Raw genomic sequence first — 16804 nt, 5'->3', positions numbered from 1 at the left:
ATCCTCCTACAATTTGGTTGATGATAAGCTAAATCTACGCAAGTTTTCCTGTTCATAAGGGACATCTTCGGCCGGATAGCGTAAATTTTCAATACCATACACTTTGGCAATCTGCCAGAGAATACTTTCACCAGCAGGTAAAATATTGAGTTGAATTTTATAGATTGGATCCTGATAGGCCGTATCACTATCAATAAATTGCCAGCCGTGTTGCCGAAATGCTGTGATGACATCACCTAACCATGCAGCGTTAATCGCACGAACATGCAGAAGCAAAACATGTTTGGGTGAACGTTGCAAAGTTTTTAATGCCAAATCATCATAATAACTCGCACGATCCAGTAAATGGTTAATATAAGCCTGTTTTAATTTTTCTAAACGAGCTTGATCCTGCTCTTTCTGATATTTAACAAAAAGTTGATTGTAATACCAGTCACTGGCATCAATACTGACTGCACCTGATTGATAATGATGCTGGTCTAGCCATTGTCTTACCCCATCCCGTTTTTGTTGTGTATTGCCTTCCTTTAAAAAAGGAAAGCGATAACGCTGCACAAAACCCTGCAACGACTTAAACTGACTATCTCCACGCTGCATACTGGCTAAATAAGCCGCCAAGGTGACATCATCATGATTTAAATTCTGGTGTAGATCGCTATGATTACCAATTCGATGTCCTTGCTTTCCCCACTCGCTCACTAAAGTTAAGCCTTGCTGATCACCAATTTTACTGAGTGATGGGAATAAAATTGCTTTAATCTGATTTTGATGCAGGGTTGTTAAAATGTCATGATTAATTTGTGCCGCTTGTGGTTCGACTTCTGGATTAAGACCATCATCAAAGCTTAAAGCCAGTTGTTTGGCTGAAACGGACGTGACACTAAAGCTTAAAATCAGTAACAATACCCAATTATACATTTTGTATGATCCACAGATTATGAATGAAAACTCTATAAGAAATAAATTAGTAAAATCATGATATTTATATATGTTCATATTCATGTAACATTCTTTGTATGAGCGCTTATACTTTCACAGAAAAGTCATATTTTGTTAATTTAATAAAACTTTTTGTTTCTTTAGGTAACATATTGCAACACTATAGCAAACACTATAGTATTAAGAATAAATATCATTTACATAACCGATGGCATTTTATGAAACATCATAGCAAATCAACTTTTATTTCCCGATTTAATTATTTATCTTTTAGTATTATGCTTTTATCACCAACTTTGGGGATCGCAGCAGAATCATCTTCTGAATTACAAACATTACCTGCTTTAGTTGTTACCGCATCACAAACAGCTCACAGTCAAAAAGATGCACCAGCAAGTATCAGCGTCATCACGCAAGAAGATTTAGCCAAGTCACCAAACTATGATTTGGCAGATATTCTGGCAAATAGTGCAGGAATTCATATTAATACATCCTCTGCTTATGGACGTAAGGAAATTAAAATACGTGGTCTGGATTCAGATTACACACTATTATTAGTCAATGGGCGGCGTATTAATTCCCGTGATGCTCTTACCTCAAACTATTCCAATGATTTTGATTTATCTGCAATTCCTATTGCAGCAATAGATCGAATCGAAGTAGTACGAGGCCCAATGTCATCATTATATGGTGCAGATGCGCTAGGTGGTGTTGTCAACATTATTCTAAAAAAACCAAGCGATAAAACTGAAGGCGAAATTGGTTACAGTTATGAAGTGCCAACAGAAGGTGACCATGGTGCCGTTCATAAAACCAGTGCATATCTGAGTGGTTCATTGATTGAAAATAAATTATTAGCTAATTTGATGATTGAAGGCGTAAATCAAAAAGCATGGCAATCCGATCAAAGTATTTATAAAAATACTGATGCTTCAGAAAAGCGCAAGGCGTTTACAGCTTTATCCAATTTCAGTTGGTTAATTAATAATGATCAAACACTTGACCTAGACGTGACTTATCGTTCAGATGACAGAAAAGCCACATGGAGTAATTACGGTCTTTCATTCCCAACCAATATTCAGGAAATGGATCGTACCAGTGTTGGCTTAAGCTATACCGGTAACTGGTTTGGTGTAGAGAGTCGCCTTCGCTATTATTATGAGAATGTTGAATTAATGGATGATTCTGAAATCATCAGTACTTTGTATCAAAAAACCGGAGATATTGAGCAAACCAATCATACACTGGATGGTCAATTTAGCTATCATCTAGGTGACAATCACTTACTCACAGCTGGCTCAGAATTCCGTAAAACAAAATTAAGTCATAATCAAAATTTAAATTCCACAACTTCCCTTGATCAAAGTGCATTATATCTACAGGATGAATGGTCACTTAACCGCCTGAAATTAACTTTTGGTGGTCGTTATGATCATTATGAATCTTTTGGTGGCCAATTTAGCCCCCGTATATATGCCGTATTCAATGTTAGCGATCAATTTAATTTAAAAGGTGGCATTGGCAAGGCCTTTAAAGCACCCAGTATTTCCCAGTCAGACCCGGATTATGCCGTACTTGCCTGTCGTGGTTTATGTAGTGTAATCGGTAATCCGGATCTAGAACCTGAAACTGCAACCAGTTATGAATTTGGTGGTGTATATGACAATGAGCAAATTTTTGCCAGTTTAATGCTATTTCAAAATGATATTAAAAACATGATTGTCAGTGACAGTTGGCGTGCAGGTTATCGACCAACTGTTATGACTTATACCAACATTCATTCTGCCAAGATTAAAGGAATCGAATTTGATGGTCGTTATACACTAAATAATGCATGGGGAATAAAGTTAAACTATACTTTCTCTGATAGTGAAAATAAAACCACAGGACAGGAACTAGATTATAGCCCTCGACATACCGGAAATATTGCTCTTGACTGGAAAGCGAATTCTGCACTTCGATTTGAGCTTGCTTATCAATATACTGGTAGTCAAATGCTGTATGTACCTGCACTTTCACAAAGTCAAAAATCAGGAGCGTATCACACGGTTAACCTAAGTGGTAATTATCAATTCACTCCTGATATCAATCTTCAAGCTGGAATTAAGAATCTTACAAATACCAAGCGTGATGATATTGCTCGCTCCATTGATCATATTTTAATGAGTAGAAGTATTTTTGCAGGCTTTAATTTTAAATTTTAATTCAATATCTGACTTTTTCATGCACGAAAAGTCAGATAAATAAATGCCTCAAATAAAAAATGGGGGTACGGTTATAATACTAATAACCCTACACCCTATCGATTTATAAAGTTAAATCTTAACCACTAATTTTCTTATATTTTGTTCGTTTAGTCACCGCATCATCACCTAAACGAGAAGTACGATAAGCTTCATATTCTGCATAGTTACCTGTGTAGAATTCCGGTGTTTCATTTTCAAAAGACAGGATATGCGTTGCAATACGGTCAAGGAACCAACGGTCATGCGACACCACCATCACTGTACCCGGGAACACCAAAATCGCATCTTCCAATGCACGCAATGTTTCAATGTCCAAATCGTTTGATGGTTCATCGAGTAAGATAACGTTTGCACCCATTTGCAGAATTTTGGCCAGTTGCAAACGGTTACGTTCACCACCGGACAACTCACCAACACGTTTTTGTTGATCTTGTCCTTTAAAATTAAAGCGACCGATATAAGCACGAGATGCAATCTCGTAGTCACCAATTTTCAGGATATCCAGACCACCAGAAACTTCTTCCCAGACTGTTTTGTTATCATCCAGCGTGTCACGAATCTGACCAACATAGGCGACCTTAACCGAATCACCTAAAGTCACAGTACCGGTATCAGGTTGTTGCTCACCTGTCATCATGCGGAATAATGTCGTTTTACCCGCACCATTAGGTCCCACAATACCCACGATCGCAGTCGGTGGTACGGTAAAAGTCAGATTTTCGTATAACAAACGACCATCAAAGGATTTACTGATGCCTTCAACTTCTACGACTTTATTTCCTAAACGAGGACCCGGTGGAATATAGATTTCTGAAGTTTCATTACGTTGCTGGAATTCTTTTGAGTTCAGCTCTTCAAAACGCTCCATACGGGCTTTGTTTTTCTTCTGCTGACCTTTGGCATTGGAACGAACCCATTCCAGTTCTTTTTTCAATGCCTTGGCAAAAGATTCTTCCTGTTTGTTTTCCTGCTCTAAGCGGGCATTTTTCTGTTCCAGCCAAGAAGAATAATTACCTTGATAAGGAATACCATGCCCACGGTCAAGCTCCAAAATCCACTCGGCGACATTATCAAGGAAATAACGGTCGTGGGTAATCGCCACAATCGTCCCAGAGAAATCTTTTAGAAAACGTTCCAGCCATGAAACTGATTCTGCATCCAGATGGTTGGTTGGTTCGTCCAGCAACAGCATGTCTGGCTTGGACAACAACAAACGACATAATGCCACACGACGACGCTCACCACCGGAAAGCAAAGTAACATCTGCATCCCAAGCCGGAAGATTTAATGCACCTGCTGCCTGTTCCATCTGGTTATTCAGGTTATGTGCATCCCATGCATGAATGATCGATTCCAGTTTTTCCTGCTCTTTGGCCAACGCATCAAAATCAGCATCTTCGGCAGCATATTCAGCAAATACTTCATCCAGGCGTGCCAATGCATCCAGTGGCTCACGCAAACCATCTTCAACATTACCACGTACATCTTTATTTGGATCTAATGGTGGTTCTTGTTCTAAATAACCAATTTTAATGCCCGGCTGCGCACGTGCTTCACCCGAAAAATCTTTGTCCACACCCGCCATGATGCGTAATAAGGTAGATTTACCAGCACCGTTTAAACCAAGCACACCTATTTTTGCACCCGGAAAAAATGATAAAGAAATGTCTTTTAAGATGTTGCGCTTAGGCGGCACCATCTTGGACACTCGGTTCATCGTGTAAATATATTGGGCCACGTAGGACTCCTAAATTAAATCGCTCAATGCCAAAATTGGCAACACACATAAATGCCAACCATTATACGCAAAAATACGCAATAAGTTAAAAAACTCTTTTGCAAAGCTTTACAAAGCCTGAAAGCGAATTACCATAAAATTATTTGAAGATCTGCGCAAATCATCCATTCCAAGCAGATGAAATATAGCGAACCATAAACCAATAAATAGGATTTTATCAAACAAATTCAGGATGATAAAAAACAAAGGATATGACATACTTTATTTCACCCAATCACATGTCTATTTTTTAGTCATGGCGATAATTTCAGGTAAACAGGAATTTTTTATGAAAGCAAAATTACAATCGCTTTTAAAGAAAAAAGTACATGGAAAAAATATCTTAATCACCGGTGCATCCAGTGGTATCGGCTTAACGACTGCCAAGATGTTGGCAGAACAAGGTGCGCATATTATTCTGGTCGCCAGAACCGAGGACAAATTACAGGAAGTTCAACACGAGATTCAGCAAGCCGGTGGACAAGCCAGCTATTTCACTTGTGACCTCAATGAAATGGATGATATCGACCAGGTATCACAAAAAATTTTAGCAAAGTTCGAACATATCGATATTCTGATTAATAATGCTGGCCGTTCAATTCGTCGTGCAGTACATGAATCAATTGATCGTTTCCATGATTTTGAACGAACCATGCAACTAAATTATTTTGGTGCTGTACGATTGGTATTAAATTTATTACCACACATGATTAATCGTAAAGATGGGCAAATTATCAATATTAGCTCAATTGGTGTACTCGCGAATGCAACTCGATTTTCAGCCTATGTTGCATCAAAAGCTGCTTTGGATGCTTTTAGTCGTTGCCTGTCTGCTGAAGTACGCAAACATAAAATTGCCATTACTTCAATTTACATGCCATTAGTACGCACCCCCATGATTGCTCCAACCAAAATTTATAATTACGTACCAACATTATCGCCGGAACAAGCGGCTGAACTGGTTGCTGAAGCCATTATTAAACGTCCAAAACGTGTAGCAACACATTTGGGTCGTATTGCCTCAATCACTTATGCAATCGCTCCGGATATTAATAATATTTTTATGTCAATTGGGTTTAATCTTTTTCCAAGCTCCAGTGCTTCGATTGGTAAACAGGAAAAATTAAATCTAATTCAACGCCTATACGCCAAATTGTTTCCAGGTGAGCATTGGTAAAAACATATTCATGTACCCTTCAAAAATCGGGCTTTGCGATTCAAAACCCAATTTTTTTATCCTGAGTCTATAAATTGATAAAAACACTTAAACTAAAAAACCTCCATTGATTTGCATCAAGGAGGTTTTTTCTTTAAAAAATCACTGTTATTTGGAACCTTTAATACCTGCCTGAATTAATAAGGCACCAAAACCACCAATTTTTTGTTCTTGTGGTTTATCTGCCTTAGGCTTTTGATGCTGATGGCGTTTTGTATCAGTATCCTTACGAGGTGGACGTTGTCCTTGTGGCTTACGTTCAGGACGTTCTTGTTGTGAACGGGCAGGACGAGCAGCTTTTACTGGTGCAGCACCTTCCGCTTTCATACTTAAATTCACACGACCACGTTCAGCATCAACTTGAATAACTCGAACCTGAACAATCTGTCCCGGTTTAACAACTTTATGTGGATCACTGACAAAACCATTGGATAGTTCAGAAATGTGAACCAAACCATCCTGATGTACACCTACATCTACAAATGCACCAAAGTTAGTAACATTAGTAATTACACCTTCAAGTTGCATACCCTCATTTAAATGTGCAACTTCGGTAATGTCTTCACGGAACTTGGCAGTACGGAATTCTGGACGAGGATCACGACCTGGTTTTTCAAGTTCTGCCAGAACATCTTTGACCGTTGGTAAACCATATTGTTCAGTCACAAAGGCATCTGCATCAATTGAGCGAATAATCTCACTATTGGCAATAATATCCTGAATAGTTACATCTTTACTATTAACAATATTTTCAACCAACGCATAACTTTCCGGATGAACTGCAGATGCATCCAATGGCTGCTCACCATTTTGAATACGCAGGAAACCAGCTGCCTGTTCAAAAGTACGTTCACCCAAACGTGGTACTTTTTTCAATTGATCACGATTGCTGAAATGACCATGCTCTTTACGATATTCAACAATCTGTTGAGCAATTGCTTTGTTTAAACCAGCGATATAGCCCAAAATTGCTGGTGAAGCGGTATTCACATCCACACCTACCGCATTCACACAGTCTTCTACGACTGCATCCAGCGTTTGTGCCAAACCAACCTGATTTACATCATGCTGATATTGCCCCACACCAATTGATTTTGGATCTATTTTTACTAACTCAGCCAATGGATCTTGCAAACGACGTGCAATAGATACGGCACCACGGATAGAAACATCCAGTTCAGGCAATTCGGTGGCGGCCAATTCACTAGCAGAATATACTGATGCACCAGCTTCACTGACGGTTACACGAGTCAATTTTAGATCAGTATTTTGTGTCATCATTTCTGAAATGACGGCTTCGGTTTCACGACTTGCTGTACCATTGCCAATTGCAATCAGATCAACCTGATACTCACGACATAAACGTGCCAGCTCCGCAATAGAACCTTCCTTGTCTTCTTTTGGAGCAAACGGATAAATTGTACTATGTGCCAATACATCCCCCGCATTACTCACCACGGCAAGTTTAACACCAGTACGAATACCAGGGTCAACGCCCAATGTTGTGCGAGCCCCTGCAGGTGCAGAAAGTAATAAATGACGAAGATTTTCAGCAAAAACCTGCATCGCTTCTGCTTCAGCAGCTAGACGTTTTTCAGTCAATAATGAATGTTCAATGGAAGGGCGAATTTTACCTAACCAAAATAATTTTGCTGTCTGCTTCAAAAAGTCCTGACGCGCCTGTGGTTGAATTTGATCAAGTTGATACTCGGATTCAATACGAGTTAAAGGTGTCTGATCTTCTCCATCCACTTTCAAACCCAGTACATTTTCCTGACGACCACGTAACATCGCCAATAAACGATGTGAGGGTACTTTATTTAAATTTTCAGAAAATTCAAAATAATCACGGAATTTCTTACCAACTTCTTTTTTCTCATCAGAAGCAACTGTACTTTTCAAAATCGCAGTTTTGGAAAAAATCTGCTTTAACTCTGAAGTCAACGCAATATTTTGTGCCCATTCGTCAATAATAATATGTTGAATGGCATCTAATTGGCTATCGACATCTGCATAATCATCATGACTAAAGCCTTCCAATATCTGTTTTGGTTCACCTTCAATGCTCAGAATTTTTTCTGCATATTCACCTAAGCCAGCTTCTTTGGCTTTAAATGACTTGCTGGTACGTTTCGGACGATAGGGTGCGTAAATTTCTTCCAAAGCATTTTTAGTTTCAGCTTGTTGTACACGTGCCAAAAGATCATCAGTAAGTCTATTTTGTTCTTGTAATGACGCAATGACTTTTTCACGACGTTCAAATAAATCCCTTAAATAATGCAGTCGCGTTTCTAATTGGCGAAGTTGCGTATCATCCAAACCTTGTGTGGCTTCTTTACGGTAGCGTGCAATAAATGGCACACTTGAACCTTCATCAAGCAAGCGAATTGCTGCTTCTACTTGGTTAGGACGTACGGCGAGTTCCGTTGCGATTTGCTGCACTAATTCGGTCATTCAGCATTATTCCGGCAGTTGAATTGTCAGCTCACGATTATACGTGCCACAACATGAAAATAAAGCCTTGATTGCGGTTTTTCATTACGAAAAGTCACGATATCCGATGAGTGTAGTCAGAAAATGAGGGGGATATACATCATCACCAACCTATTTTCAGGATATTTTTTGAGTGTAGCTGTATCAAAACTGTTATTTTTTATCATGAAGTACTGGAAAAATCGTACAGTTTTTTATACGTTTTCAAGCATAGATTCCATTTCTTGACTCAATCACATGACAAACTTAGAACGCCAACAACAGCTCATCCAATTTATAGACCAGATTCCCCAATCTACAATCTTAACCGGATCTCATAAAGCGCGTTTTAAAATGCTGGGATTAGGCATTTTTGGATGTGTAGCCAGTATATTTTTCTTCTATCGCTATGCACAACAGCAATCCAGTTTAGCCACAGCAATTATTTTTGCAATTATTGCAGTATTTTTTCTATTTTTGACTGTAAAACGCTGGAATGATGGCAATATTCAATTAATTGAGTTTACACATCAACAAGTCAACATAAAAAATCTGAATCGCTCAATTCCTTTAAGCAGCATTGTTGCTTTTCAATATATTCATGATGATCAGGATGCTTTAATTCTGACACTGGATCAAAGCATGTCGGATCTGGCATTACAAAGTAAGACTGCCAATTTGGCTGGTGCAATTATTTTGGTTAGTCATCAAAAGCAACCAACTGTACGCATTACCGTTCCATATGCTTTTGAATCACAAGGCAAGCAACTTTCCCAAACACAGGTGGAGCAGCTCTTACACGACTATACAGATGTTGCTCAGGCCAATCGTGAACTGATTATGCACTAAATTTTTAATGGCTTTGTCTAGGTATGCTAAAGAATTCCCTGTCTTCTTTACACGCTGTTGCAATTTGGTATCAAAGTTAAAAATTAATTTGTAAATTTTGATATATTCGAGCATAGTATATTTTGTGATTTTAGCTTTATACTCAACACATTAAGCACAATATAGAATGGATAACAATAGAAGGAGTTCATCATGAGCTTAGTTGTACCAGCAGAAACCGAAGCACCTCGTCCAGATTCAGATCGAGTGGATCGGATTTTGGTGGTCGATGATGATGTGCGTTTAAGAACATTATTACAACGCTTCCTTGAAGATAAAGGCTTTGTAGTCAAAACTGCACACGATGCCACACAAATGGATCGCCTGTTACAGCGTGAATTATTTTCCCTGATTGTTCTGGATTTTATGTTACCTGTAGAAGATGGTTTGAGTATTTGTCGCCGTTTACGGGCTGCGAATCTTGACATACCGATTATTATGTTAACTGCTCGTGGAAGTGACTCTGATCGAATTGCCGGACTGGAAGCAGGCGCAGATGACTATCTACCAAAACCATTTAACCCAAATGAATTATTAGCACGTATTCGTGCTGTATTACGCCGACAGGTACGCGAAGTACCCGGAGCGCCAAGTCAAAATCTGGAAGTGGTTAGCTTTGGCCCATGGTCACTAGATTTATCTACTCGAACATTAACCCGTGAGGGGCAAGTTGTTACTCTCACCACTGGGGAGTTTGCAGTGCTTAAGGCATTGGTACAACATCCACGTGAGCCACTTACCAGAGACAAACTTATGAACTTGGCTCGTGGTCGTGAATGGGGTGCAATGGAGCGTTCGATTGATGTTCAAGTTTCCCGCTTGCGCCGTTTGATTGAAGACAATCCGGCACGTGCCCGATATATCCAGACTGTCTGGGGCGTAGGTTATGTATTCGTTCCAGATGGCGCTGAATAAGTCAGCCATCTATCATGCCTAAAGACCATCTCCCCCCGATCTCACCACAAAATCTTCTTGATGAGCAACTTGCTTATCAGGAAGTAAAACGCACATCTTGGGAAAAGTTTTTAGATAAAATCAAGCCACGTTCTGCCGCGTTACGAACCACGTTACTGGTTTCTATAGTTGTTTTATTTAGCCTTTGGATGTCGTTATGGTTTTTCTGGCGAACACTTTATCTGCCAGAAATGAAACAACATGCCCGTTATCTGGCTGTCGAAATTGAAATGCTTAGCTATAAAGATGTACATATTCTTTATAATAACCAATCATTGAATTTACACTCTTGGCTAGATGATCGTCTGGGATTACAAGTTGTCACTGATCCAGATGAGTTTCCAACTGTTCGAGACAAGTTTATTGCCGAATTATTTACGGATCGTATTGAACAAACTTTAGCAACTGAGCTTAAAATTGATCCAAACGATGTTCATGTTTATTTTCAATTCAAACCTTCACCTCGATTATGGATTAAAATTCCACAATTTCCAAATGCATGGTTAAGAGAGTCTTTACATGCCTATGCCAATTACAGCCCAGAATTAATTTTAGGCTGGCTTCTGGGCATTCCTTTACTCACCATGATCAGCATTCTCACTTTAGTACGCCAACTCAATCGTCCATTAAAACGCTTACAAGATGCAGCCAATACTTATAGCAAAACTGGTAAAGCGCCTTTTCTGGAAACCAAACATGGACCATTGGAAATTCGTCAAGTTAATCTATCCTTTAATCACATGATCCACACTTTGCAACAAATCGAACAGGAACGCCGAATTATGCTGGCTGGCATTTCCCACGATTTGCGTACACCATTGACTCGTATCCGCCTAACTGCAGAAATGTTACCAGATGAATTCTTAAAAGAAGGGTTGATCTATGACGTTGATGATATGGATGCCATTCTGAACCAATTTATCTCATTTATGCGTGATGGATCAGATGAAGAACTTCAGGATACCGACTTAAATAGCCTGTTACAGGAAGTGATTATCCAGTTTAAACCCCTAGATATCCAATTTGAACGACAAGAATTACCCAAAATCCAAGCTCGCACCCTATCATTAAAACGTCTTGTTGGTAATTTGGTCAATAATGCTAAACGCTATGGCGCAGAACCAATCGAACTCTCTGCACATCAATTAAATGACCATGAAATTGTCATCAGAGTAGCAGATCATGGCGAAGGTATTCCTGAAAGTCAGGTTGACGCATTAATGCAACCTTTTGTACGCGGTGAAGCTGCAAGAACCATTCAAGGCAGTGGTCTAGGACTTGCTATCGTTAAACGTATTGTAGATATTCATCAAGGCAGAATTGAAATCTGCAATCATCAGGCAGGTGGTTTAGAAGTCAAAATTTATCTACCTATTTCAGGGAAAATAATAGCAGAAGAAAACTAAAATCGCTCACTTAACCATAAAAACAACAATGCAAAATTATCCAATAGTCAACCCAGTGCCATTTTACAAATAAATGCTTTCTATTTTAAAAAAATATAAATAGTAAAATCATAAATTTAAATTAAATCCCATTAATTTTCATTCAACACATTTTATGTTATTCTGACAAAGCAATTAAATGTTATTAGACCTTAGCATTAAGCAATTGCCTTTCATAAAACTCTCACGCTAAAATCGACCATCACAAGGATTCAGTCAGGATTGAGAGTATTCCATGTCATTAGAACGTATTCGTCTACAAAACCTTCATAACAAAGTTATTTCTGCTGAACAAGCAGCACAATTTATCAAAGATGGGATGACCGTAGGGATGAGCGGTTTTACCCGGGCAGGTGAAGCAAAAGCTGTACCATTAGCGCTTATTGCCAGTGCAAAAACAAATCCAGTAAAAATTTCACTGATTACTGGCGCAAGTCTAGGTAATGATCTGGATAAACAGCTCACTGAAGTCGGTGCACTGGCACGTCGTATGCCATTTCAGGTAGACAATACCTTACGCAAAGCAATCAACAATGGCGAAGTCATGTTCATTGACCAGCATTTATCCGAAACTGTTGAGCAGATGCGTAACAACACATTAAAACGTCCTGATATCGCAATTGTAGAAGCTGTTGCCGTTAGTGAAGATGGATATATTATTCCAACTACTTCAGTAGGTAATTCAGCAAGCTTTATTGAATTCGCAAATCAAATTATTATCGAAATTAATACATCTGTCAGCACAGAATTCGAAGGTGTTCACGACATTTATATTCCCGAATCTCGCCCTAATCGTGGCCCAGTACCATTAATTAATGTTGATGATCGCATTGGCACGAAAGGAATTAAATTTGATCCTGAAAAAGTTGTCGGTATTGTATTTAGTGATATTCCTGACTCACCATCTACAGTGACCGATCCAGATGATGAAACACAAGCCATTGCAGATCACATCATTGCTTTTTTTGAAAAAGAAGTTGAACAAGGTAATTTACCCAAAAATCTTGCACCATTACAGGCAGGTATTGGTTCGATTGCCAATGCAGTATTAACCGGATTTAAGAACTCCAGTTTTGAAGATTTGGTTATGTACTCTGAAGTCTTACAAGACTGTACATTTGAATTAATTGATGCTGGCAAAATGAAATTTGCATCCGGTTGCTCCATGACGCTTTCCGAAAAATGTGGTGAGCGCGTATTTGGCAACCTTACACATTACAAAGATAAATTTATTCTACGCCCACAAGAAATTTCCAATCATCCTGAATTGGTTCGTCGTTTAGGTATTATCGGCATTAATACTGCATTAGAGTTTGATATTTATGGGAATGTCAACTCCACTCATGTCAGTGGCACTAAAATGATGAACGGTATTGGTGGTTCTGGTGACTTTGCACGTAATGCTCACCTTGCAATTTTTGTGACCAAATCAATTGCTAAAGGCGGTACAATCTCTTCTGTTGTACCAATGGTTAGTCATGTTGATCATACTGAACATGACACAGATATTCTGGTTACAGAACAAGGTCTGGCAGATCTTCGTGGTCTAGCGCCGCGTGAACGTGCCCGTGTCATTATTGATAACTGTGTACATCCAGATTATCGTAATGCACTTAACGATTATTTTGATCGCGCTTGTGCCAAAGGAGGACATACTCCTCACCTTCTTAAAGAAGCAGTACAATGGCATACCAATTTTGAAGAAACAGGTAAAATGTTACCTTAATTTGAAAAATTACAAAATCTGACAAAAACGATCTTAATTCAAAAAATTAAGATCGTTTTTTTATGATTTTGCATTCATTCTTTCTTCATAAATCAGCTATTATTGTGCTTTCATTTTCGCTCCTGAGATATCGAATGCCTGACTCATCAGCTCAACATTTTTTGCAAGAAACTTTGCAACAACAAAAAGCTTCCATTGCAAAATACATGTTTAATGGTGAAAAAGTCTGGATAAAAAAAGCTGGAAAACATAATTCAATCTGGTTATATCGACTCGTCGGTCTTGGAACCAAAATATTGGGGGTAGACGCACTTGCTCCAGTCCCAAGCACAGGTGGAAAAGAAGCCATTCAGACAGAAGTTAAGCGACTAAAAGCCCTTGCGGAACATGGCATTAATGTTCCCAAACTTCTTGCCTATAATGATTATGGGTTAATGATTTCTGATATGGGTAATCGAGAGAAATCAGCTCGACAACTTGACAGCACACTATTACGCCATAGCACCAATGAAGAAACCCTGTATTATTTCAAAAAAACCGTTGATGCTATTCTAGATACCCACAAAAAAAATATGTGGCTCAGCGAAGTTTTTATCCGTAATATTCTCATTGATCAACACAATGAAATTGGATTTATTGATTTTGAAACCGATCCGCACGATTATCTAAATAAAGATCACTGCTATGCACGTGACTGGATTTACTTCATGTATTCTGTTGCCATTCGCATGCAAAAACACGATTTATTGCAAGCCACAGCAGACTATCTTAAACAGGCATTTAATCAAGAAAGCGAATCTACCCAATATGCTTTAAAGATTGCCTGTTCACGATTAAGTTTTTTACGCAAACTACCCGTACAAAAGTTTGGTAATGATGGTGAACGCTTGCTAGCAACAGCCACATTATTTACCTTAATTCAATAACACTCAACAGTTAAGCCAAATGATCTTTTTAATATTTAAAAGATGATCATCGATATTAAAAAACCCCCAAATAACTGTTTATTTGGGGGTTTATATATGGTGGCGTGAGGCAGGATCGAACTGCCGACACACGGATTTTCAATCCGTTGCTCTACCGACTGAGCTATCGCGCCGATGCATGTATTAAACCTTTTTTCATAATAAAAAGCAACACAATATGCTTAATAATCAATCAAATAGCATTAAAAAACAATTTTTAGGTAAAAAAAGAGCCCTGATGGGATCAGGGCTTGAAAATCACAAAAGTGTAATATGGTGGCGTGAGGCAGGATCGAACTGCCGACACACGGATTTTCAATCCGTTGCTCTACCGACTGAGCTATCGCGCCAATGAGTGCGTATTAAACAGATTTATCAAACAAAGGTCAAGCATTATTTTGACTAAAAATGAAATTTAATGATTTTCATTCGATAATTTACCAATATTCTGTAAACAACGGTGAATCACCCCACAACCCGGCTGAAATTGTGTCACGCCTTGTATTTCTTCGAAATGACATAGCTCAGTTACCAAGCGTTCTGCCACTCCACGATCCCGATTAGCCGGATGGACTACCACATAATCCAGCAAGCTGCTTTGGTCCGTCCTTTGACACCAGACTGCACCAATGATTTTATCATTAAAAATAGCAACGTATAGCACAGTATCTTCTTTTAGTGCTTGTTCAAGTTGTACAATGGCTTGCTGTCCATCTGCAAATTCAGGGCTATTTTCATATAATCGCTCAATCTGATTTCGAATCACTGCATTCTTGACATCAGTTACCGCTTGAACTTGTATTGGCATCTTTATGCGCTCCCAAATATCTCAAAATAGATGCAGTAAACTTATAAAAGTTTAGGCATAATATGGCTCTAGCCAACGTTTTTCATTCAGAGTTTAAAGGAATGTGTCTATGACGCAACGTATCAGCGAAGTGGTCAGAAATACCAACGAGACCAAAATCACAGTTCGTATTAACTTAGATGGTACTGGTCAAGGCACGCTTAATACTGGAGTTCCCTTTTTAGATCATATGATTGATCAAATCAAGCGCCATGGCTTGTTTGATATTGATATTCACTGTGATGGTGATCTGGAAATTGATGATCACCATACAGTAGAAGATTGTGGTATTACACTTGGGCAAGCATTTGCACAAGCCTTAGGGGATAAAAAAGGTATTCGCCGCTATGGACATTTTTATGCACCATTGGATGAGTCTTTGAGTCGTGTTGTGGTTGATTTATCTGGACGTCCTGGTTTATTTATGGATATTCCCTTTACCCGTGCCCGTATTGGCAACTTTGATGTAGATTTATTCTCTGAATTTTTTCAAGGTTTTGTCAACCATGCACTAATGACTTTACACATCGATAATCTTAAAGGCAAAAATAGCCATCACCAGATTGAAAGTGTATTTAAAGCTTTTGCACGGGCATTAAGAATGGCTTGTGAACATGATCCACGTGCAGCAGGTACCATTGCTTCAACCAAAGGAAGCTTATAATGACACGTATTGCATTACTTGATTATGGAATGGGAAATCTACATTCCGCAGCCAAGGCACTGGAATATGTAGGTGCAACAGTTGACGTCACCAATGATCCAAAACTGGTTAAAAAAGCAGATAAAATTGTTTTCCCTGGCGTAGGTGCAATGCGTGATTGCATCAATGGTATGCAGCAAGCAGGTATTGATGATGTTATACGCAAAGCTGTATTTAATAAACCCGTAATGGCAATTTGTGTAGGCATGCAGGCATTAATGCAACATTCTGAGGAAAATGATGGTTCAGATGCATTAGGTATTTTTGCCGGGGTAGTCAAACGGTTCCCCAATATTGAACATTTAAAAGTACCACATATGGGTTGGAATCAGGTTCATCAAGTCCAACCAGATCACCCTTTATGGAACAATATCACCCAAGATAGCCGTTTTTATTTTGTACATAGCTATTATGTTGAGCCTCAAGATCCCACAATTACCACAGCAACCTGCGATTACGGGCTAAATTTTTGTACGGCATTATTAAAGGATAATTTATTTGCCACGCAGTTCCATCCAGAGAAAAGTCATATCGCTGGTTTACAACTGCTTAAAAACTTTGTGGCGTGGGACATTTAAGGCTTACCCATTAACATTTCTGTCTTTCACCTAAAAATCCAGCGAACT

13 protein-coding genes and 2 tRNA genes are annotated in these 16804 nt (G+C 38.8%); 9 read left to right on the top strand and 6 right to left on the bottom strand.

The genetic code is table 11. From position 1 onward, the window contains the following. Nucleotides 1-6 precede the first annotated feature (6 nt). On the bottom strand, nt 7-918 hold the full coding sequence (locus F4V57_RS07860; protein WP_070070882.1) for a polysaccharide deacetylase family protein: 912 nt from the start codon (nt 916-918) through the stop codon (nt 7-9). Nucleotides 919-1157: 239 nt separating this feature from the next. On the opposite strand from F4V57_RS07860, the gene F4V57_RS07855 reads away from it, so the two are divergent. Next, complete coding sequence (locus F4V57_RS07855; protein WP_070070881.1) at nt 1158-3143, top strand: TonB-dependent receptor domain-containing protein; 1986 nt, start codon at nt 1158-1160, stop codon at nt 3141-3143. 118 nt (nt 3144-3261) lie between these two features. On the opposite strand, the gene ettA is transcribed toward F4V57_RS07855, so the two are convergent. After that, on the bottom strand, nt 3262-4923 hold the full coding sequence (gene ettA, locus F4V57_RS07850; RefSeq protein ID WP_070070880.1) for an energy-dependent translational throttle protein EttA: 1662 nt from the start codon (nt 4921-4923) through the stop codon (nt 3262-3264). A 328-nt stretch (nt 4924-5251) separates the two neighbouring features. Here ettA and F4V57_RS07845 point away from each other — a divergent pair, with 328 nt between their 5' ends. Then, nucleotides 5252-6139 (top strand): SDR family NAD(P)-dependent oxidoreductase, encoded by an 888-nt coding sequence (locus F4V57_RS07845; RefSeq protein ID WP_070070879.1) that lies wholly within the window; start codon nt 5252-5254, stop codon nt 6137-6139. 147 nt (nt 6140-6286) lie between these two features. Here F4V57_RS07845 and F4V57_RS07840 read toward each other — a convergent pair whose 3' ends face one another. Next, the gene (locus tag F4V57_RS07840) at nt 6287-8632 is read right to left on the bottom strand and encodes a Tex family protein (protein ID WP_070070878.1); all 2346 of its coding nucleotides are present in this window, start codon (nt 8630-8632) and stop codon (nt 6287-6289) included. A gap of 276 nt (nt 8633-8908) precedes the next feature. Between F4V57_RS07840 and F4V57_RS07835 the strand changes: the two genes are divergently transcribed. From F4V57_RS07835 to F4V57_RS07815, 5 genes are all read left to right on the top strand, one after another. Further along, the gene (locus F4V57_RS07835; RefSeq protein WP_070070877.1) at nt 8909-9499 is read left to right on the top strand and encodes a hypothetical protein; all 591 of its coding nucleotides are present in this window, start codon (nt 8909-8911) and stop codon (nt 9497-9499) included. A gap of 192 nt (nt 9500-9691) precedes the next feature. Further along, nucleotides 9692-10453, top strand: a complete 762-nt coding sequence (gene ompR / locus F4V57_RS07830; protein WP_070070876.1) for an osmolarity response regulator transcription factor OmpR — start codon at nt 9692-9694, stop codon at nt 10451-10453. A 14-nt stretch (nt 10454-10467) separates the two neighbouring features. Beyond that, nucleotides 10468-11898: an ATP-binding protein gene (locus tag F4V57_RS07825; protein ID WP_070070875.1), complete on the top strand. Its 1431-nt coding sequence runs from the start codon at nt 10468-10470 to the stop codon at nt 11896-11898. Between the two features lie 274 nt (nt 11899-12172). After that, nucleotides 12173-13663, top strand: coding sequence for an acetyl-CoA hydrolase/transferase family protein (locus F4V57_RS07820; protein WP_070070874.1), 1491 nt, complete (start codon nt 12173-12175; stop codon nt 13661-13663). Between the two features lie 134 nt (nt 13664-13797). Next, nucleotides 13798-14589 (top strand): BUD32 family EKC/KEOPS complex subunit, encoded by a 792-nt coding sequence (locus F4V57_RS07815; protein ID WP_070070873.1) that lies wholly within the window; start codon nt 13798-13800, stop codon nt 14587-14589. 97 nt (nt 14590-14686) lie between these two features. Here F4V57_RS07815 and F4V57_RS07810 read toward each other — a convergent pair. The 3 genes from F4V57_RS07810 to F4V57_RS07800 form a co-directional block, all read right to left on the bottom strand. Further along, nucleotides 14687-14762, bottom strand: a tRNA-Phe gene (locus tag F4V57_RS07810). Between the two features lie 140 nt (nt 14763-14902). Beyond that, nucleotides 14903-14978, bottom strand: a tRNA-Phe gene (locus tag F4V57_RS07805). Nucleotides 14979-15043: 65 nt separating this feature from the next. Continuing rightward, on the bottom strand, nt 15044-15436 hold the full coding sequence (locus F4V57_RS07800) for an acetyl-CoA sensor PanZ family protein (protein WP_070070872.1): 393 nt from the start codon (nt 15434-15436) through the stop codon (nt 15044-15046). A 109-nt stretch (nt 15437-15545) separates the two neighbouring features. Between F4V57_RS07800 and hisB the strand changes: the two genes are divergently transcribed. Together hisB and hisH are read left to right on the top strand one after the other, a co-directional pair. Beyond that, entirely contained in the window at nt 15546-16139 is a 594-nt protein-coding gene (gene hisB, locus F4V57_RS07795) for an imidazoleglycerol-phosphate dehydratase HisB (protein WP_070070871.1), read from the top strand. Beyond that, nucleotides 16139-16756: an imidazole glycerol phosphate synthase subunit HisH gene (gene hisH / locus F4V57_RS07790; RefSeq protein WP_070070870.1), complete on the top strand. Its 618-nt coding sequence runs from the start codon at nt 16139-16141 to the stop codon at nt 16754-16756. Before hisB ends, hisH begins: the two co-directional genes overlap by 1 nt. Nucleotides 16757-16804 lie beyond the last annotated feature (48 nt).

This window comes from Acinetobacter qingfengensis, from assembly GCF_008693185.1.
Taxonomy (GTDB): domain Bacteria; phylum Pseudomonadota; class Gammaproteobacteria; order Pseudomonadales; family Moraxellaceae; genus Acinetobacter; species Acinetobacter qingfengensis.
This window is presented reverse-complemented; position numbering and strand designations above follow the sequence as displayed.

Excerpts from the sequence above, each read along its gene's own strand:
- hisB (WP_070070871.1), top strand. The coding sequence starts at position 15,546 with ATGACGCAACGTATCAGCGAAGTGGTCAGAAATACCAACGAGACCAAA.
- F4V57_RS07855 (WP_070070881.1), top strand. The coding sequence starts at position 1,158 with ATGAAACATCATAGCAAATCAACTTTTATTTCCCGATTTAATTATTTA.
- F4V57_RS07825 (WP_070070875.1), top strand. The coding sequence starts at position 10,468 with ATGCCTAAAGACCATCTCCCCCCGATCTCACCACAAAATCTTCTTGAT.
- hisH (WP_070070870.1), top strand. The coding sequence starts at position 16,139 with ATGACACGTATTGCATTACTTGATTATGGAATGGGAAATCTACATTCC.
- F4V57_RS07840 (WP_070070878.1), bottom strand. The coding sequence starts at position 8,632 with ATGACCGAATTAGTGCAGCAAATCGCAACGGAACTCGCCGTACGTCCT.
- F4V57_RS07815 (WP_070070873.1), top strand. The coding sequence starts at position 13,798 with ATGCCTGACTCATCAGCTCAACATTTTTTGCAAGAAACTTTGCAACAA.
- F4V57_RS07800 (WP_070070872.1), bottom strand. The coding sequence starts at position 15,436 with ATGCCAATACAAGTTCAAGCGGTAACTGATGTCAAGAATGCAGTGATT.
- F4V57_RS07860 (WP_070070882.1), bottom strand. The coding sequence starts at position 918 with ATGTATAATTGGGTATTGTTACTGATTTTAAGCTTTAGTGTCACGTCC.
- F4V57_RS07820 (WP_070070874.1), top strand. The coding sequence starts at position 12,173 with ATGTCATTAGAACGTATTCGTCTACAAAACCTTCATAACAAAGTTATT.
- ompR (WP_070070876.1), top strand. The coding sequence starts at position 9,692 with ATGAGCTTAGTTGTACCAGCAGAAACCGAAGCACCTCGTCCAGATTCA.
- F4V57_RS07835 (WP_070070877.1), top strand. The coding sequence starts at position 8,909 with ATGACAAACTTAGAACGCCAACAACAGCTCATCCAATTTATAGACCAG.
- F4V57_RS07845 (WP_070070879.1), top strand. The coding sequence starts at position 5,252 with ATGAAAGCAAAATTACAATCGCTTTTAAAGAAAAAAGTACATGGAAAA.